Origin of the sequence: Candidatus Fukatsuia endosymbiont of Tuberolachnus salignus (assembly GCF_964030845.1) — a bacterium.
Lineage (GTDB): Bacteria > Pseudomonadota > Gammaproteobacteria > Enterobacterales > Enterobacteriaceae > Fukatsuia > Fukatsuia symbiotica.
The window spans coordinates 327,285-346,474 of the sequence record NZ_OZ034983.1 but is presented as its reverse complement, the minus strand read 5'-3'; the positions used below and the strand labels follow the sequence as shown (position 1 = coordinate 346,474).

Here is a 19,190-nt window from a genome sequence, read left to right as displayed (position 1 = left end):
GCTATTTACCGCCGTGCTGACCTGTGCAGAAGTTGCCTCACCAGTGTCAAGAAACAATTCATTCACTGCCGCTTTAATTTCTGCTTTGGTCGCGTCTTTAGCAACTTTAACAACAATAGTATTATTTTTCTCCATTACTACAGTCGCCTTCTCAGAGACCAATGGAGCACGTAACACTTTTAGCAAACGCTCTTCAGGAATCATGCCAGCATCTCCTCAACTTGCTTCACCGCATCAGTAGTCATCACCACTGTATCAAAAGCGATCAGGCTAACTGGATCGATACTCGCAGCGTTGCAAACATCGACTTTGTATAGATTGCGAGCGGCCAAATACAACGTTTCATCAATTGCATTCGTTACAATCAGTACGTCTTTTAGATCCATTTCTTTAAGCTTTTGCACCAGCAACTTGGTTTTAGGTGCCGCAATAGAAAACTCTTCGACAAGGACCAGACGATCTTGACGTACAAGCTCTGATAAGATACATGTCATCGCACCACGATACATTTTTTTATTTACTTTTTGACTGTGATCCTGAGGTTTCGCAGCGAAAGTGACACCACCAGAACGCCAAATAGGGCTTTTTACAGAACCTGCTCGCGCACGGCCTGTCCCCTTTTGACGCCAGGGCTTCTTACCTGAACCCACTACTTCAGCGCGAGTTTTCTGAGCACGAGTACCTTGACGGGATCCTGCTGCATAAGCAACAACAACCTGATGTACCAGCGCTTCATTGAAATCACGCCCGAAGGTAGTTTCGGAAACAGTCAGCACGCCTGACGCGTCTTTTATTACCAATTCCATTCTATCTCCTCGACGCTACGCCTTGACAGCCGGTTTAACGATCAGATTGCCACCGGTCGCTCCCGGTACAGCACCTTTGACTAGCAATAGGTTGCGTTCAACATCAACACGCACTACATCCAGGCTTTGAATGGTTACGCGTTCATTACCTAACTGGCCGGCCATTTTTTTGCCTTTGAATACTTTACCCGGAGTCTGGTTTTGGCCGATAGAACCCGGAACACGGTGAGACAGGGAGTTACCGTGGGTAGCATCCTGAGTGCGGAAGTTCCAACGTTTTACCGTACCTGCAAAACCTTTACCTTTAGATGTTCCGGTAACATCGACTTTTTTAATATCTACGAAAATTTCGACGCTAATTTCGTTGCCAACAGTATACTCATGGCTTTCTGCAGAACGGAATTCCCACAAACCACGACCTGCTTTTACACCCGGTTTTTCACCCGTTTCTAAACCCATTCTTTTACGCGCATCTTCACGCGTTTCACGCGTTTTACGCGCTTTTTTGCTCACTGTTCTACCCAGTTTTACTTTACCCGCTTCGGCAAAGTGACCCGCCGCAGGTTTGTTCACACGACTTGCTTTTTTACTACCAGTAGTGACCTGAATGGCACAATAGCCATCGGTATCCAGGGTTTTAACCTGAGTCACCCTGTTTGCTTCCACTTCGATAACAGTTACCGGGATTGAAACACCTTCTTCGGTGAAGATACGTGTCATACCCAGTTTTTTACCAACTAAACCAATCATTGTTTCAACCTCTCAATCGTTCAATGACCTGATTAACTCAAGCTAATCTGCACATCGACACCAGCAGCGAGGTCAAGACGCATCAAAGCCTCAACGGTTGTCTCGGTTGGTTCAACGATATCAACCAGACGCTCATGAGTACGAATTTCATATTGATCGCGCGCGTCTTTATTGACATGCGGAGAAGTCAAAATAGTAAAACGCTCCTTACGGGTTGGCAATGGGATCGGTCCACGAACCCGCGAACCAGTACGTTTTGCAGTCTCGACGATTTTTCCTGTTGATTGATCGATCAAATGATGATCAAACGCTTTCAGGCGGATACGGATCCTTTGTTTCTGCATGAGACCAAAGCTCCAATTATTTATAAAACGTAAATAACCACCACCCACATCCTCCGATTAACGGGGAGAAGAGCGCAGTCGTTCAACATATAACTCCCCTATCGGGAGTATTTGTTTGCTGACATTATTAAGATACTGAGTGCCAGACTAACTTTATGACCCACCAAGACCAGGCGAGCCAGCGGGATTATACGTAAATCAAGATAGGAAGCAAGACAGTGTTGACAATCTTTGTAATAAAAAAACGAAAAGGGCACCGAAGTGCCCTTCTACTGCTTAGAAATTACTGGATAATCTTAGCAACAACACCCGCACCGATAGTACGACCACCTTCACGAATCGCAAAATGCAATCCTTCATCCATTGCTATCGCATGGATCAAGGTAACCTCCATCTCGATGCTATCACCTGGCATCGCCATTGCTACACCTTCTGGCAATTCAATAGCACCGGTTACATCAGTAGTACGGAAATAGAACTGTGGACGGTATTTATTGACAAAAGGAGTGTGACGACCACCTTCTTCTTTGGTAAGAACATAAATCTTTGCTTTGAACACAGTATGAGGTTTGATGCTACCTGGTTTACATAAGACTTGCCCACGTTCAATCTCTTCACGTTTAATACCACGTAACAAGACACCAACATTCTCACCCGCGAGGCCTTCATCGAGTAGTTTGCGGAACATCTCGATACCGGTAGCGACACTCTTAACCGTATCTTTAATACCAACGATTTCTACTTCATCACCCTTTTTAATAATACCTCGTTCTACACGACCGGTTACTACCGTACCACGGCCCTCGATACTAAACACATCTTCAATGGGTAACAGAAATGGCTTGTCAACATCACGTTTTGGCTCAGGGATATAGCTATCTAGATAATCAGCAAGCTCGATGATTTTCGCTTCCCATTTTTCCTCACCTTCTAGTGCTTTTAGTGCTGAACCTCGTACAACTGGCGTGTCCTCACCGGGGAACTCGTACTGAGTAAGAAGCTCACGAATTTCCATTTCAACCAATTCTAGTAGTTCTTCGTCATCAACCATATCGCATTTGTTCATAAATACGATCATGTAAGGCACACCAACCTGACGACCTAACAGAATGTGCTCACGCGTCTGTGGCATTGGGCCATCTGTTGCGGCAACAACCAAGATTGCCCCATCCATTTGAGCCGCACCGGTGATCATATTTTTTACGTAATCGGCATGTCCTGGGCAGTCAACGTGCGCATAGTGACGAGTCGGAGTATCATATTCAACATGAGAAGTATTGATGGTGATACCCCGCGCTTTTTCTTCCGGCGCGTTATCTATCTCATCAAATGCGCTAGCGGTACCGCCGTATGTTTTGGCCAATACTGAGGTAATAGCAGCAGTTAGGGTAGTTTTACCGTGGTCAACGTGGCCAATAGTACCTACGTTAACATGGAGCTTTTTACGTTCAAATTTTTCTTTAGACACGATTATTTCCTCACTCTAGTGCTCTTTGTTAAAGAAAGAACACTGAATCTAAATTTTAAAATCGCAAGCTTATTTAGCATTACGAGCTTCGATAATGGTACAAGCGACGTTCTGCGGCGCTTCATCGTACTGCTGAAATTCCATGGAGTAAGAAGCACGCCCCTGAGTCTGAGAACGCAGGTCAGTAGCATAACCGAACATTTCAGCCAACGGAACCTTAGCACGAATTGTCTTACCGGCAGCCGTATCTTCCATACCTTCGATCATACCACGACGACGATTCAAGTCACCGATAACATCACCCATATAGTCTTCTGATGTTTCAACCTCGACTTTCATGACGGGTTCCAACAAAACGGGTTTTGCTTTCATGAAACCCGCTTTGAACGCCATCGAACCTGCGAGTTTAAACGCAAGCTCCGAGGAGTCGACCTCATGGAAAGAGCCATCGAACAGGGTTACTTTAACGTCAACGATGGGGTAACTAGCCAAAACACCTGTCTTCAGCTGTTCTTTAATGCCTTTTTTTACCCCTGGGATGTATTCTTTTGGAATAACACCACCAACGATTTTATTAACAAATCTATAGCCTTCTTCTATATCTACTTCGTATCTTGCTCTTTCTTTTTCATCTTCTTCTTCATTGAAACTCAATGGTTCAATTTTTAGCCACACATGACCAAATTGACCACGACCACCCGACTGTTTGGCATGTTTTCCTTCTTGCTCAACAGTGGCCCGGATAGTTTCACGGTAAGCGACCTGAGGTTTACCAACGTTTGCTTCCACATTAAATTCACGGCGCATACGATCAACCAAAATCTCTAAATGCAATTCACCCATGCCAGAGATGATAGTTTGACCCGATTCCTCGTCAGTCCTTACACGAAAGGAGGGATCCTCTTTCGCCAAACGCCCTAAAGCCATACCCATTTTTTCCTGGTCGGCCTTGGTTTTCGGTTCTACAGCAACAGAGATAACCGGTTCTGGGAACTCCATTCGTTCAAGGATGATTACACTGTTCGGGTTCGGATCACATAAAGTCTCACCTGTCGTCACATCTTTCAGACCAATAGCGGCGGCAATATCACCCGCATGTACTTCTTTGATCTCTTCACGCTTATTAGCATGCATTTGCACAATACGGCCAAAGCGTTCACGCTGCCCTTTTACTGAGTTTAATACCGTATCACCGGACTTAACCACACCAGAATAAACGCGGAAGAAAGTAAGATTACCTACAAAAGGATCGCTGGCGATTTTAAAAGCCAATGCAGAAAACGGTTCTTCATCGCTAGATTGGCGCTCGGCGGGAGTATTATCACTCAACATCCCACCAATTGCTGGAACATCAGTGGGCGCTGGCAAATATTCGACAACAGCATCCAGCATGGCTTGTACGCCTTTATTTTTAAAGGCAGAACCACAGGTAACCAGGATGATCTCATTCCTCAATACCCGATCACGTAAACTTTTTTTGATCTCTTCTTCGGTCAGAGAATTACTGTCGGCGAAGAATTTATCCGTCAGTTCATCCGAAGCTTCAGCGGCGGCTGCAACCAGATATTCACGCCATTCGTCAGCCAATGCTTGCATATCGGCCGGGATATCCTGATATTCGAAAGTAACTCCTTGATCAGAGTCATTCCAGTTGATGGCTTTCATTTTCACCAGATCGATAACACCGGTGAAATTATCTTCTGCACCTATAGCTAGCTGAATTGGCACTGGATTTGCGTTCAAACGATCTCGTAGCTGCCCAACAACACGTAGGAAGTTAGCACCCATACGATCCATTTTGTTGACGAACGCGATACGTGGAACTTTATATTTATTCGCCTGACGCCATACAGTTTCAGACTGTGGTTGAACACCACCCACAGCACAATAAACCATCACTGCGCCATCAAGAACACGCATGGAACGTTCCACTTCGATAGTGAAATCAACATGCCCTGGGGTATCAATAATGTTGATGTGATGAGATGCAAACTGTTTGGCCATACCAGACCAAAAGCAGGTAGTCGCAGCAGAAGTAATGGTGATCCCTCGCTCCTGCTCCTGCTCCATCCAGTCCATCGTTGCCGCCCCGTCATGCACTTCACCGATTTTATGATTTACACCGGTATAGAACAAAATACGCTCGGTAGTGGTTGTCTTACCAGCATCGATATGCGCACTGATACCGATATTGCGATAGTGCTCAATGGGCGTTTTACGGGCCATTTAATTTCTCCTAAAAACGTTCAGGTTAACCCATACCAAACCTGCTACTGCAGTGTTGCCATGGTTAGCATACTCCTGCTTAGTGATCAGCAGATGATAGTGAAATCACCAGCGGTAGTGGGCGAACGCTTTGTTAGCCTCGGCCATACGGTGAACATCTTCACGTTTTTTAACGGCAGCACCTTTGTTTTCTACTGCGTCGGACAATTCATTCGCTAGGCGCAAAGCCATTGATTTATCACCACGTTTACGCGCAGAATCAACGATCCAACGCATTGCCAAGGCATTACGGCGAACCGGACGGACTTCAACTGGCACCTGATAAGTAGAGCCACCGACACGACGCGACTTAACTTCTACCGTAGGACGTACATTGTCCAGCGCGACTTCAAAAGCTTCTAGATAATTTTTACCAGAGCGTTGAGCCAGGGTTTCCAGCGCGCTGTAGACGATGGCTTCAGCAGTAGATTTTTTACCATCTACCATCAGGATATTAACAAATTTGGCCAGTAGCTCAGATCCGAATTTAGGATCTGGCAAAATTTTACGTTGACCAACAACACGACGACGTGGCATGGAAATAACTCCGTTGTTAATTCAGGGTTGTCCAAAACTCTACGAGTTTATTTTGACATTAGAATGAAAATGTTTGGCCTTACTTAACGGAGAACCATTAAGATTTGGGCTTCTTCACACCGTATTTGGAACGTGCCTGTTTACGGTCTTTAACGCCCGAGCAGTCGAGTGCACCACGAACGACATGGTAACGAACACCAGGTAAGTCTTTAACACGACCACCACGAGTCAGAACCACTGAGTGCTCCTGCAGGTTATGGCCTTCACCACCGATATAAGAAGTCACTTCGAAACCGTTAGTTAAACGCACACGACACACTTTACGCATCGCAGAGTTAGGTTTTTTCGGTGTGGTGGTATACACGCGGGTACAAACACCACGTTTTTGCGGGCAAGCCTCCAGAGCAGGAACGTTGCTTTTCACAACCTTCCTGCTGCGGGGCTTACGAACCAGCTGGTTAATCGTTGTCATTATTAAACAAGCTCCTAATTTTTTTTCTGTGTAAACGGTGACAAATCTTCCTCCCTATGCATAGCTGGCAAAGTAAGAGGACGCAGAATTCTATGGCTGACAATGCAAGGAGTCAAGAAATATACAACATTGCCTGGGCTGTTATACCCTGTGGTGTTTACCATGCCAAGTACTGACGATGTTTGGTAGTGAGATCAACGAAAGCATGATAGTTGATCACCTCAACATGATCTGATATCTGATAACGCAAGCCACGCGCTACCAAATCATTTTCCAGTACAAACAGATTTTTCAGTTGACTTAACATCAAGTTATAAATTGCACCCTTCTTTACTAACGCCACCACGCCATCCTGCAAAAACAAGATGTCATCCTGTGGTGTCACTAATCTTAACAGAGAGGCTAAATCACATTGATACGGAGAACGACTGACACTGTACAACATATTGATATCTTATCCTGATTAATAACCTTAGAACCTGTTCCAAATCTTTCTCACTGTGCTCAAGGGAGGAAAAAATGCGCGAAAGAGCGCAGTTTACTCTTTTATATACAATAAAAGAGAGTAGATAAGCATTTTGAGCGTGTTTTTGACGAAGCATCAGTGAACACAAGAGATTTCGAATAGGTTCTTAAAATGTCAGTACAACATCATACGTTTTCAGTTGACGGCTCAAATCTGCTGGAGATAATAGGGTGACATCATCGATAGCCCATTCGCCGTTGATATCAAGCCCACGTTGCTCTAATGAAGTTGCACACAGATAGCATTTTTTCACATCGTACAGCGATAACACACCGAAAGTAGCAATGTAGTCTCGAGCTAGAATTTTTTCTGGCTGTTGCTGTGGTAACAGTTGCAACACACCATCAGCAATAAAGAACACCGCAACCCTGTCCGCATCATCCGTCAATGCCGAAACAGCAAGCAACGCATCCAACCCTTCTCTGCCTGCGGCGGAACCGTGAGGCGAGTGTGTGAAAACAAAGGCGACCGAGTTCATTTTTTCTTTCATTGTCGAACCATGTATCGGGGCTAAAATTGCACCACACGGTCACAGGTCCACAGCGCTTCAGCCAGCGTGCCCAAGCCGCTAAATGTAAAATTGGGTTGTAAGCTGGCCACGCCAAGATCACCCTGTACCGCTTGATCGCTGACACCACGCCGCAATGCTGCTGCTACGCAGACGTTGAGTGTTATTGCCTTATCGCGAGCTAACTTTTGCCATGCCCGCACCAGATCAAATTCGTCTGTGGCCGGTGCCGTCAATTGATTCGCGTTCAACACCCCTTCGCGATAAAAAAAAACGCTAGTCAACTGATGACCTGCAACCAACAACGCTTTTGCAAATTGATAAGCGCTGCTGGCTTGCTGAGTGCCGTATGCAGGGCCAGTAACCAGCAAACAATAGTTCAAACAGTGCATTGAACCTCCTGCGAAATCTACAGCGTTGAGCGATTATGGCGTCGAACACACAGACTGTTTGTAGCAGCTACTCAGTGGTCGCTACAGATTTTTCTTTTACTTTCGCCTCTTCTTTTTTTACAGGTTCCACGGCTTTTGCGGGGAGCACATCCAACAGCTCCACCTCGAACACCAGCGTAGATCCAGCAGGTATACTGCCTGGAACACCGTTTTTACCGTATGCCAGACTAGGTGGGATCACCAAAGTAATTTTGCCCCCTTTTTTCAGTTTTTTTAGACCTTCCTGCCAACCAACAATTACGCTATCAAGACGGAAAGAGGTTGCCTCACCACGCTTATAAGAGTTATCAAATTCAGTACCGTCAATCAGAGTGCCTTTATAATTAACTTTCACGGTATCGCTGTCTTTTGGCGTAACACCGGTTCCCGGCCTCTCTATTTTGTATAGCAGCCCCGATGCCATTTTCTTCACGTCGGATTTTTTAGCGAAAGAGTCACGGTACTCATCACCTTGTACCGCATTTTTCTTGGCAATCTCGGCATTTTTTGCAGCCTCTTGCGCCATTTTTACATTAGCCGCCGCTTTTACCTGTGCTTCAAACCCTTCCAGGGTTTTTCCAACTTCTTCATCGCTCAATTTATTCTCGTTAGCAAACACATCTCGAACACCGGCAATAATCTGATCCTTATCCAATGTATAGATGCCGAGTTTTTTTTGTTCTGCAAACGCATTTTCCATATAGCTCGCGAGAGAAGCACCTAACGCATAAGCAGTTTGTTGCTCTGTATTTTTGAAGTGGCTATCCAGTGTGGGCTTGACAGGTTCTTTGGCGATTTCTTCCGCAGCCAAAGTCTGAGTAGTATTCAGGGTCAGTGCCAGGGTGCTTGCCAGCAGGGTGATTTTAAACAGTGACTTCATCTATCTCTCCAATGGCTTAAGCTGTTTTACTTAAGCAAAAATGACAAGAGCTGCATACTATAGCGTCCACGGCATAGAGAAAACAATCCTTACATTCATACAGGTTAAACGATTTTCACACTTTTTTACTGATTAATCCGTTAGAAAGCATATTAATTAAAAATTAAATCATAATTTCGGGGGGCTTTTCGAAAGCATGTGAGCAGGATTTACTTATAATTCCTGAAATTTATTATTTAATGAGGAATTTTCATGTCATGTATAATTACAGTTTTTAATCCACTAAATATTTCCTCATTCCAAAATGTAGATAAAGCTTTCGAGCCTAAACTAACTTCTTGGGATAAATTTTTTGATTTTTTTAGAAAAATTATTTTTGGTGCCGACAAAACAAAAGAAGCGCAGTTGCGTAAAATATATGGTTATATATCTTCTGAAGATAATCGTATAGCAATAAAAAATGGCTTCTCGGATTTGATAAATAGCACTCCATACGATTATAAAAATAAATTTAATATAACGGTGGATTGGAATAAAAACGGGACAGTTATTAAGCTGAATTATGCAAATTCTTTAATAAAACAAATTAATCTAACAGCTGAAGAGAGAGACTTAGACGATTTTTTTGTAGTCAACAACTACTACCAAAACAACAAGTAACAATAAACAGCAATAAACCAGCTTGTATACCAGCTAATACAAATTCAGCCAATGATTGGCGTTATCAATTTCGCGTACTAAGAGCTAATATTCAAAAAATCTATGATAGTGGTACTGTTTCTGCCCCAATTTCTAGCATTGAAAAATTACAAAGTGTTGTTAAACAATGTTTGGACGAAATTAGTAAAAAAGGGGGAGAACCTACTGATGAAATGATTATAAAACTTAGATACGCATTAAAAGAATTTAAGAAAATAGACTCCAACGAGTGGGAAAAAATTATAGATGCTTCGATTTGCGATGACAAAAACCCAATAAAAATAGAAATGGAAAAGGCCTATAAAAAAATAGATAAACTCTCTAATTTTCTTAAGATGGATAATAAGCATTTCAATCTAAATCAGATAGATGAAAAAGAACTCATAAAAATATTACTCACTTCGAGTCAAATGCCGGAACCAGTTCTTCAGGTGAAAAAGAAAGTTATTCAGGCTATAGGCCCTAATAAAGATAATAAATTTTTTTGCCGATTAGGTGAAACTCAAACATATATTACGACTTTACTAAAAAACTATGTTCAGAATTTTCTAACTCAGGTTCCCTTGTCACAATTTAAGACTAAAGAAGATCTTAACACATTGAAAGCAGCTCTCGAAACTCTAGATAACACATTAAAACCAGAAGACAGGCCCGGTATTTTGGCAGAACATCTTTGTGCTATAGAATCATTACTTACTTCTCCTTCTAACAAAAGATCTCATCGTGCTCATGATGAAAGAACGTGCCTTCTACCCGATGTGGGAACTTCTCGTGCTAGTAATGGAGGAAATGGGCTTCTATCACTTGCGAAAAAATTCCGTGAGGTTTCTGAACAATTGTCTTAAATTAAATAACTAGTTAGAGAAAAACATCATGATTAAAAGATGTTTTTCTCAGCATGAGACAACTATTTTTTCAATAATGAAAAGGATTTCATTTCCAATAAGTTGCTTAATTGACTGAGCCAGACCACCCAAAAAAGCCAGCGTTTTTATTTTAATAAAAAGTTACATTTGTTTAGTTTAAAAAAAATAAAAAGTGTGGTTATCTAAGAACTTATTGGATGAAATTATAAAAACACCTTACTGAATGAGATAAAATGATAAAAAAGTAACTGTGTAATAGGAGATGGTTATGACTATGAGAGTAATGCCCGTAGGAGCATCAGGATCCGAACTGATTGTAGAACCATGTAAAACTGAAAAAAAGCAGCCACCTTCAAATAGATTCATAGATATTTTAAAGGAATTATTTGAATGGCTTAAAAGCATATTTACCAAATTTATAAGCGAAAGCGATATACAAGATACTTTGTTAAAAGCTCAAAAATATTCAGCGACTCCAAGTGATAAAAAAAATCAAAGTGAACTCATTACACAACTAACTGCCCTCATCAATAAATTGCCATACGATTTTAAAGAACACGTAGAGTATACTATTGATAAGATTAATAATATTATTATTATTACTTATGATACATATAGTACAACTATTAGCATAAATGGAGTAATAGACAATGGGGTAATAGACAATGTACTGAGGCAGGTTAATGATGAACTGAGGAAACTCAATCTGGTACTTGAGTTGAGCGATTTAAGAGTGACTCAGGAATTTGAAAACTGTCCGCCTAGCGCAGATTCCCAAACTACTCCCATAGTAGTGCCGCAAACTCTTTCGACTCTTCAGGAGTGTCCTAATGTTGTTATGGAAAATTCTAGCCCTACTGATAGTGTCGCTACTAAGATAGAACAAATAAAACAAAATACAAACGAAGTTTTAGAAGAAATTATAGCATTCTTGAACATGAATCCTCCTCTTGAGCAAAACGATAAAAAACTAAGGACAACAAGAAGTGAAAGAATTATTGGGTCCCTAATGACGTACTCCTCAGCATTGGTAGAAAATATAGAAGAATTAAGTAATGTATGCTCAAAAGAAATACCTCCACAAGACTCACCAAATTTATGGTATCTAGATATATCAAACATAAAGATACTTGACAGTATCAAAGAATTATCTACTTTATCTAGCATACATAAAAGATATGAATCAGATAATGGTACGAATCCCGATTTCATGTCTGACTTCCATACAAAAATAAATGAAATCGTCTCTAACAACTCTTTAACAGTAGACATAAGTAACTTTCAAAATGAGTTAAATCGTATATTTGAGAAGGTTCAAAATATACTCAGTGTATTATCAACACAAAAAGAAGCTTAGATATACGATCCAAATTTTCAGCCCCATTTAAAACAAAAGATGCAAGGACCAACAAATGCCCCTATCTCCCCTCGAGAAACGGCTTGAAGATCTGGAAAGCAGATTAGCTTTCCAGGAAGCCACCATTGAAGAACTCAATCTAAGTGTGATTGAGCACCAGATGGCAATCACAAAATTGCAGGGGCATTTGCATTTGTTGAGTGAGAAATTACAAACATCACAGACTTCACTGTTAGCCTCTGCGGCGGAAGAAACTCCGCCGCCACACTATTAGAACCGGCTCGAAATTTCTTGCAAAACCGTAACCAATGGTATGAAGATTACCTCGAAATCCCTCACCGAGGGTAAAGACATCGGAAGAAATGCAAAAAAAACTGATTAGGAAAAATTAGCTATTACTTTTTGATAATTAACATGATTTGTAGCATGACAGTGCCCATCGAAAGAATAATAAATGAAAAAAAATGTTGCCATAAATCATATAGCTATGATAACTCTGTATGTACTCAATTCGACAAAAGACAATAGATGACTCAATGATGAAAACAACTTTCCAAGTGATTAACCTACTCCTCATTAGCGTGGTGGTGATTCTTATCCCACCGTGCGGGGTTGCATTTGGAAGACGAAGGGCTTAGAAAAAAAAGCCAGAATCTCAAAAAACCCCCGCACCGAAAGGTTCGGGGGTTTTTTATTGGTCATTAAAAATGCGAGGAACATAGCATGAACAACAGAACAAAATACCGTTTTCCTCGTAAAAACAAAGGAAAATAACTATGAATGGTGCGCAATTTGTCGTTCAAGAGTTACATCAACAGGGTGTTGATACAGTATTCGGTTATCCCGGTGGCGCAATCATGCCACTCTACGATGCTCTGTATGACGGAGGTGTTGAACATCTGCTGTGTCGACATGAGCAAGGCGCAGTGATAGCGGCTATCGGTTATGCACGTACCAGCGGTAAAGTGGGTGTCTGTATTGCGACCTCCGGTCCTAGCGCCACCAATCTGGTCACAGGTCTGGCGGATGCTTTGTTAGATTCAGTGCCGATCATTGCCATTACCGGACAAGTCAGCTCTGCCGCTATCGGTACTGATGCCTTTCAAGAAATTGATATGCTGGGTTTATCACTGTCCTGTACCAAACACAGTTTTTTGGTTGAATCACTGGAAGCCTTGCCGCAGATCATGGCTGAAGCCTTTGCCATCGCTAACAGTGGACGTCCTGGACCGGTTTTAATCGATCTCCCCAAAAATATTCAGCTCGCCTGTGGTGAATTTATCTCTTATCCGCTCGCAACGAAAGCCCATTTTATCGATGCTGATGCGCAGTTACAGCAAGCTGACGCCCTGTTAGCCACCGCTAAAAAACCAATATTGTACGTTGGTGGCGGTGTAGGCATGGCTCAAGCGGTCACAGCATTGCGCAATTTTATTGCCCAAACGCATATTCCCACGGTAGTCACGCTAAAAGGATTAGGTGCCGCCGACAACAATCATCCCTGTTATCTGGGGATGTTAGGTATGCATGGCACTAAAGCGGCAAACTTAGCAGTACAGCAATGTGATTTGTTGATGGCGGTGGGTGCTCGTTTTGATGATCGTGTGACCGGTAAGCTGGATCAGTTCGCGCCCTTAGCAAAAGTCATTCACATGGATATCGACCCCGCAGAGTTAAATAAATTACGACGAGCGCACGTGACGTTGCAAGGCGACCTAAAAACCTTGCTGCCATCCTTGCAACAAGCCTTGCCGATCGAAAAATGGTGTGCAGAAGTCCTGGCATTAAAACAGCAATATTTCTGCCGTTATGATCATCCTGGTCAAGCCATTTACGCGCCGCTGTTATTGAAACAGATTTCCGAACGCAAAACGGCTTCCACCATTGTGACAACAGATGTTGGTCAACATCAGATGTGGGCAGCACAACATATGTCCTTTAGCTGTCCGGAAAATTTTATTACCTCGAGCGGGCTAGGCACTATGGGGTTTGGTATTCCCGCAGCCGTAGGCGCTCAGATGGCGCGCCCTGAAGATCAGGTGATCTGTGTAACCGGTGATGGCTCTTTTATGATGAACGTACAGGAATTAGGGACGATAAAACGTAAACAATTACCGCTAAAAATTGTTTTATTGGATAACCAGCGTTTGGGGATGGTTCGTCAGTGGCAGCAACTGTTTTTTGAGGCACGCTATAGCGAAACCAATTTGTCAGACAATCCCGATTTTATCACTCTGGCTAGCGCCTTCGATATCCCCGGTCAGTGTATTACCCGTAAGGATCAGGTTGAGGCCGCTTTGGCAACATTATTTGCCAGTGAAGGCCCCTACCTGCTGCAAGTTTGTATCGATGAACACGAAAACGTTTGGCCACTGGTTCCGCCAGGGGCATGTAATGCCACCATGATGGAGGATGTAAAATCATGAGACAACATCAGATTTCAATCAAAACCCGCTTTCGTCCTGAAATAATAGAGCGTGTTTTGCGCGTAGTACGTCATCGTGGCTTTTGTATTCACACAATGAATATGATGTCGATGACAAATAGCAATATTAATATTGAACTGACCGTTGCCAGCCAACGCCCAGTCGATTTACTTTCTTCTCAGCTCAATAAATTAATGGATGTCACCCATGTTGAGATCGTGCAACCCACGTACAGGACAACTACCGATGTAGCAAAGGCGACATAACATGATCACTTTTATTGAACATATTTAATATCAATATATTAACCATAATTAATACATTCAAATTATACAACTTCTGTTATACAAACTCCTGCATGATCACTCAGAGGAAAAAGTAAGATGACAAAAAAAGCAGATTATATTTGGTTCAACGGTGAGATGGTGCCCTGGGCAGAGGCAAAAATTCATGTGATGTCACATGCACTGCATTATGGTACCTCGGTTTTCGAAGGCCTGCGCTGTTATGAATCTTACAAGGGTGCCGTCATCTTTCGTCACCGTGAACACATGCAACGTTTACATGATTCGGCCAAGATTTATCGCATGCCCATCACAGAATCCGTTGATGAATTAATGGCTGCCAGCCGACAAACCTTACGTAAAAATAAATTGACCTGTGCTTATCTTCGTCCATTGGTGTTTATCGGTGATGTCGGAATGGGTGTCAATCCACCAGAAAATTACGAAACAGATGTGATTATTGCCGCTTTTCCTTGGGGTGCCTATTTGGGCAAGGAAGCACTCGAAGAAGGGATTGATGCAATGGTTTCCTCTTGGCACAGGATGGCACCTAATACCATCCCCACCACCGCGAAAGCCGCGGGTAATTATCTTTCTTCTTTATTGGTGAGTAGCGAAGCACGTCGCCACGGCTATCAAGAAGGGATTGCGTTAGATGTGCATGGCTATCTCTCTGAAGGAGCAGGTGAAAACCTGTTTGAAGTAAAAAACGGGGTGATCTTTACACCCCCCTCGACCTCTGCGGCGCTGCCAGGTATCACCCTTGATGCGATTATCACATTGGCTAAAAACAGTGGGCTGGAAGTGCGTGAACAGGTGTTATCCCGCGAGTCACTTTACTTGGCAGATGAAATTTTTATGTCCGGTACCGCGGCAGAAATCACACCGGTACGCAGTGTGGATGGTATTCAAATTGGTAGCGGTAGATGTGGCTGCATCACCAAACGGATCCAACAGGCATTTTTTGGTTTGTTTAATGGTGAAACTGAAGACAAATGGGGCTGGTTGGATCCCGTCAATCCAACAGAAAATTTCGCACGAGATCTTTACGAGTGCTCAAAACCTGTGCGAAACCGTCATCAGCGAACACAACAGATTTCGAACAGATCTTCAGAGGAGAGTAAAACATAATGCCTAAATACCGTTCCCATACCACTACCCACGGTCGCAATATGGCGGGCGCGCGAGCGCTGTGGCGCGCTACCGGTATGACTGATGAAGACTTCGGCAAACCGATTATTGCCGTCGTAAACTCTTTTACCCAATTTGTACCTGGGCATGTGCATTTGCGTAATTTGGGTAAATTGGTCGCCGAACAAATTGAAGCCTGCGGTGGTGTTGCAAAAGAGTTCAATACCATTGCTGTGGACGATGGTATTGCCATGGGCCACGGCGGCATGTTGTATTCACTGCCTTCACGCGAATTAATTGCCGATTCAGTAGAATATATGGTCAATGCACATTGCGCTGATGCAATGGTCTGCATTTCCAATTGTGACAAAATTACCCCCGGTATGCTGATGGCCGCTTTACGGCTCAATATTCCGGTTATTTTTGTTTCCGGTGGACCAATGGAAGCCGGTAAAACGAAATTATCGGATCAAATTATCAAGCTTGATTTAGTGGATGCGATGATCCAGGGTGCCAATCCCACAGTCAGTGATCAAGAGAGCGCACAAATTGAACGTTCCGCTTGCCCGACCTGTGGTTCCTGTTCTGGCATGTTTACCGCTAATTCGATGAATTGCCTCAATGAAGCGCTAGGCTTGGCGTTGCCAGGGAATGGTTCTCTACTAGCAACACATGCCGATCGTAAAGAATTATTTCTTGCTGCCGGTCAACATATTGTTACTTTGACTCGACGCCATTATGAAGGAGATGACGACGGGGCACTGCCACGTAGTATCGCCAATAAAGCCGCGTTTGAAAATGCGATGACACTGGATATTGCAATGGGTGGCTCTACCAATACAGTGTTGCATTTGCTGGCTGCCGCGCAGGAAGGTGAGATTGATTTCACCATGGAAGATATTGATCGTCTATCACGTAAAGTCCCTCATCTGTGCAAGGTGGCACCTAGCAGCGCAAAATATCATATGGAGGATGTACATCGCGCCGGTGGAGTCATGGCTATTTTGGGCGAACTTTATCGTGCAGGCTTACTGAATACGGACGTTAACAATGTGTTGGGTCTGAATCTGCTGCAAACACTGACGGCCTATGATGTGATACTCACCCATGATGATAAAGTTAAAAAAATGTATGCCGCGGGTCCGGCAGGGATCCGCACTACCAAAGCGTTTTCACAGCAGTGCCGCTATCCCTCATTAGATATCGATCGTCAGCAAGGGTGTATCCGTGACCACCAGCATGCATACAGTCAGGATGGCGGTTTAGCGGTGTTATACGGCAATATCGCTGCCGACGGCTGTATCGTAAAAACCGCAGGGGTGGATCAGGATAATTTAATTTTCAGGGGCGTCGCCAAAGTATATGAAAGCCAAGACGACGCGGTTACCGCCATTTTAAGCGGTCAAGTGATGGCCGGTGATGTCGTAGTGATCCGCTACGAGGGACCGAAAGGGGGGCCTGGTATGCAAGAAATGCTTTATCCGACCACCTATTTAAAATCGATGGGATTAGGTAAAAGCTGTGCCTTGATTACCGATGGTCGTTTTTCCGGCGGGACATCAGGTTTATCCATTGGTCACGTTTCCCCTGAAGCCGCCAGCGGTGGCGTGATCGGTTTAGTCCAGGATGGAGACATCATCTCTATCAATATCCCGCAACGCAGTATGAAATTGAATATTACTGACAGCGAACTGCTGACACGGCACTGTGCTGAGTTAGCCCGTGGTGATCGTGCATGGACCCCACAAACCCGTAAACGGCAAGTTTCTTACGCGTTGCGGGCTTATGCGCTCTTGGCAACCAGCGCTGATCAAGGTGCCGTCCGTGATAAAAGTAAATTAGGAAGCAAATAATATGGCAGCATCACAACCTCTCTCTGCTACGCCCTGCGATGCAGAATATCTACGTGCAATCCTAAGTGCACCGGTATATGAAGTAGCAAAGGTCACTCCGTTACAAATAATGGATAAAATATCCAGTCGTTTGGCAAATACTATTTTAGTCAAACGTGAGGATCAGCAACCAGGACATAGCTTTAAGCTGCGTGGTGCTTACACCATGATGAAAGCGCTCACCTCTGATCAAAGAGTCTGCGGTGTGATCACGGCTTCTGCTGGCAATCACGCTCAGGGAGTCGCTCTTGCGGCAACCAAACTGGGCATTAATGCATTAATCGTTATGCCGTTAGCGACAGCGGCAATTAAAGTGGATGCCGTACGTAATTTCGGCGGAAAAATACTGTTATTTGGCAATAATTTTGATGAAGCAAAAGAAAAAGCCATCGAATTGGCACAGCAAGAGGGTTACACCTTTGTGCCACCCTTTGATCATCCAGCGGTGATAGCAGGACAAGGCACGCTGGCACTGGAATTATTACAACAAGATATCCTTTTGGATCGAATTTTTGTCCCGATTGGTGGTGGGGGCTTGGCTGCAGGGGTGGCGGTACTCATCAAACAATTGATGCCAAATATCAAAGTCATTGGTGTCGAAGCACAGGATTCCGCCTGCCTGTGTGCTGCATTGACGGCAGGCAACCCGGTTGATCTCACCAGGGTAGGTTTGTTTGCCGAAGGGGTTGCCGTACGCCGCATTGGTGATGAAACTTTCCGTTTATGTCACGATTATCTAGACGACGTGATTACCGTTGATAGCGATGCTATCTGTGCGGCAGTCAAGGATTTGTTTGAAGATGTACGCGCCATCGCCGAACCTTCTGGCGCTTTGGCGCTAGCCGGTCTGAAAAAATACGTTCAAGAAAAACAGATCCAAGGGGAAAGACTCATACACATTCTTTCAGGAGCCAATGTCAATTTCCACGACTTGCGTTATGTCTCTGAACGCTGCGAACTCGGTGAACAACGAGAAGCGCTGCTAGCAGTCACTATTCCCGAAGAAAAAGGCAGTTTTCTCCGTTTTTGCCAATCGTTGGGCGGGCGTTCAGTCACTGAATTCAATTATCGCTATGCAGATGCTAATAACGAGCGCATTTTTGTTGGCGTACGTTTAACAGGTGGCGATATCGAACGGGCAGAGATCATTGCTACATTACAAATAGAGGGTTATCAGGTAGCGGATCTCTCTGACAATGAGATGGCTAAATTACACATTCGTTATATGGTTGGCGGGCGACCTTCCAAATCGTTAAATGAAAAATTATTCAGTTTTGAATTTCCTGAATCACCTGGTGCCTTATTGAGGTTTCTACAAACCCTGGGTACCTGCTGGAATATTTCTTTGTTTCATTATCGTGGCCACGGTACTGACTGTGGCAGAGTGCTAGCCGCTTTTGAACTGGCTACAGTAGAAGCAGAATTTAAACAGCATCTAACAAAGTTAGGCTACCACTGCAATGATGAAACGGACAATCCTGCTTTTAATTTTTTTTTGACGGGCTAACTGGTTGAAATTATCATAAGCGCCGCCCAATGGTATATTGA

At 43.6% G+C, this 19,190-nt stretch carries 20 protein-coding genes and 2 pseudogenes; 10 read left to right on the top strand and 12 right to left on the bottom strand.

What is annotated here, in order from left to right; translation table 11 throughout:
- Positions 1-51 precede the first annotated feature (51 nt).
- From rplW to fkpA, 12 genes and pseudogenes are all read right to left on the bottom strand, one after another.
- Positions 52-204, bottom strand: a pseudogene (gene rplW / locus AAHH42_RS01730) (50S ribosomal protein L23); the annotation flags it as partial.
- On the bottom strand, positions 201-806 hold the full coding sequence (gene rplD, locus AAHH42_RS01725) for a 50S ribosomal protein L4 (RefSeq protein WP_342221562.1): 606 nt from the start codon (positions 804-806) through the stop codon (positions 201-203). The gene rplD and the pseudogene rplW, both read right to left, overlap by 4 nt.
- A gap of 15 nt (positions 807-821) precedes the next feature.
- Positions 822-1,556, bottom strand: coding sequence for a 50S ribosomal protein L3 (gene rplC, locus AAHH42_RS01720; protein WP_072550020.1), 735 nt, complete (start codon positions 1,554-1,556; stop codon positions 822-824).
- Positions 1,557-1,588: 32 nt separating this feature from the next.
- A complete protein-coding gene (rpsJ, locus tag AAHH42_RS01715) occupies positions 1,589-1,900 on the bottom strand; it encodes a 30S ribosomal protein S10 (RefSeq protein WP_072550069.1) in 312 nt (103 codons plus the stop codon).
- 283 nt (positions 1,901-2,183) lie between these two features.
- A complete protein-coding gene (gene tuf / locus AAHH42_RS01710) occupies positions 2,184-3,368 on the bottom strand; it encodes an elongation factor Tu (RefSeq protein ID WP_072550019.1) in 1,185 nt (394 codons plus the stop codon).
- Between the two features lie 69 nt (positions 3,369-3,437).
- A complete protein-coding gene (fusA, locus tag AAHH42_RS01705) occupies positions 3,438-5,594 on the bottom strand; it encodes an elongation factor G (protein WP_342221561.1) in 2,157 nt (718 codons plus the stop codon).
- Positions 5,595-5,699: 105 nt separating this feature from the next.
- Positions 5,700-6,170, bottom strand: coding sequence for a 30S ribosomal protein S7 (gene rpsG, locus AAHH42_RS01700; protein ID WP_072550017.1), 471 nt, complete (start codon positions 6,168-6,170; stop codon positions 5,700-5,702).
- Between the two features lie 97 nt (positions 6,171-6,267).
- Positions 6,268-6,642, bottom strand: coding sequence for a 30S ribosomal protein S12 (gene rpsL / locus AAHH42_RS01695; protein ID WP_072550016.1), 375 nt, complete (start codon positions 6,640-6,642; stop codon positions 6,268-6,270).
- Between the two features lie 157 nt (positions 6,643-6,799).
- A complete protein-coding gene (gene tusB / locus AAHH42_RS01690) occupies positions 6,800-7,087 on the bottom strand; it encodes a sulfurtransferase complex subunit TusB (protein WP_072550015.1) in 288 nt (95 codons plus the stop codon).
- 187 nt (positions 7,088-7,274) lie between these two features.
- Positions 7,275-7,646: a sulfurtransferase complex subunit TusC gene (gene tusC, locus AAHH42_RS01685; RefSeq protein ID WP_119797764.1), complete on the bottom strand. Its 372-nt coding sequence runs from the start codon at positions 7,644-7,646 to the stop codon at positions 7,275-7,277.
- Positions 7,647-7,678: 32 nt separating this feature from the next.
- Positions 7,679-8,068 (bottom strand): sulfurtransferase complex subunit TusD, encoded by a 390-nt coding sequence (tusD, locus tag AAHH42_RS01680; protein WP_072550013.1) that lies wholly within the window; start codon positions 8,066-8,068, stop codon positions 7,679-7,681.
- 67 nt (positions 8,069-8,135) lie between these two features.
- Positions 8,136-8,987 (bottom strand): FKBP-type peptidyl-prolyl cis-trans isomerase, encoded by an 852-nt coding sequence (fkpA, locus tag AAHH42_RS01675; RefSeq protein WP_342221560.1) that lies wholly within the window; start codon positions 8,985-8,987, stop codon positions 8,136-8,138.
- A gap of 252 nt (positions 8,988-9,239) precedes the next feature.
- Here fkpA and AAHH42_RS01670 point away from each other — a divergent pair, with 252 nt between their 5' ends.
- From AAHH42_RS01670 to ilvA, 10 genes and pseudogenes are all read left to right on the top strand, one after another.
- Positions 9,240-9,647: a hypothetical protein gene (locus AAHH42_RS01670; RefSeq protein WP_342221559.1), complete on the top strand. Its 408-nt coding sequence runs from the start codon at positions 9,240-9,242 to the stop codon at positions 9,645-9,647.
- Positions 9,648-9,817: 170 nt separating this feature from the next.
- On the top strand, positions 9,818-10,531 hold the full coding sequence (locus tag AAHH42_RS01665; protein WP_342221558.1) for a hypothetical protein: 714 nt from the start codon (positions 9,818-9,820) through the stop codon (positions 10,529-10,531).
- Positions 10,532-10,820: 289 nt separating this feature from the next.
- Positions 10,821-11,909, top strand: a complete 1,089-nt coding sequence (locus AAHH42_RS01660) for a hypothetical protein (RefSeq protein ID WP_342221557.1) — start codon at positions 10,821-10,823, stop codon at positions 11,907-11,909.
- Positions 11,910-11,964: 55 nt separating this feature from the next.
- On the top strand, positions 11,965-12,183 hold the full coding sequence (locus AAHH42_RS01655) for a SlyX family protein (protein WP_072550009.1): 219 nt from the start codon (positions 11,965-11,967) through the stop codon (positions 12,181-12,183).
- Positions 12,184-12,448: 265 nt separating this feature from the next.
- Complete coding sequence (gene ilvL / locus AAHH42_RS01650; protein ID WP_119797763.1) at positions 12,449-12,547, top strand: ilv operon leader peptide; 99 nt, start codon at positions 12,449-12,451, stop codon at positions 12,545-12,547.
- A gap of 138 nt (positions 12,548-12,685) precedes the next feature.
- Positions 12,686-14,335, top strand: coding sequence for an acetolactate synthase 2 catalytic subunit (ilvG, locus tag AAHH42_RS01645; RefSeq protein ID WP_342221556.1), 1,650 nt, complete (start codon positions 12,686-12,688; stop codon positions 14,333-14,335).
- A complete protein-coding gene (ilvM, locus tag AAHH42_RS01640; protein ID WP_072550006.1) occupies positions 14,332-14,601 on the top strand; it encodes an acetolactate synthase 2 small subunit in 270 nt (89 codons plus the stop codon). The genes ilvG and ilvM overlap by 4 nt, the downstream gene beginning before the upstream one ends.
- Positions 14,602-14,718: 117 nt before the next feature.
- Positions 14,719-15,642: pseudogene (locus AAHH42_RS01635) on the top strand (branched-chain amino acid transaminase); the annotation flags it as partial.
- 107 nt (positions 15,643-15,749) lie between these two features.
- Positions 15,750-17,603 carry a dihydroxy-acid dehydratase gene (gene ilvD / locus AAHH42_RS01630; RefSeq protein WP_342221555.1) on the top strand — a complete coding sequence of 618 codons (1,854 nt, stop codon included), beginning with the start codon at positions 15,750-15,752 and terminating at the stop codon, positions 17,601-17,603.
- A gap of 1 nt (position 17,604) precedes the next feature.
- The gene (gene ilvA, locus AAHH42_RS01625; protein ID WP_342221554.1) at positions 17,605-19,149 is read left to right on the top strand and encodes a threonine ammonia-lyase, biosynthetic; all 1,545 of its coding nucleotides are present in this window, start codon (positions 17,605-17,607) and stop codon (positions 19,147-19,149) included.
- Positions 19,150-19,190 lie beyond the last annotated feature (41 nt).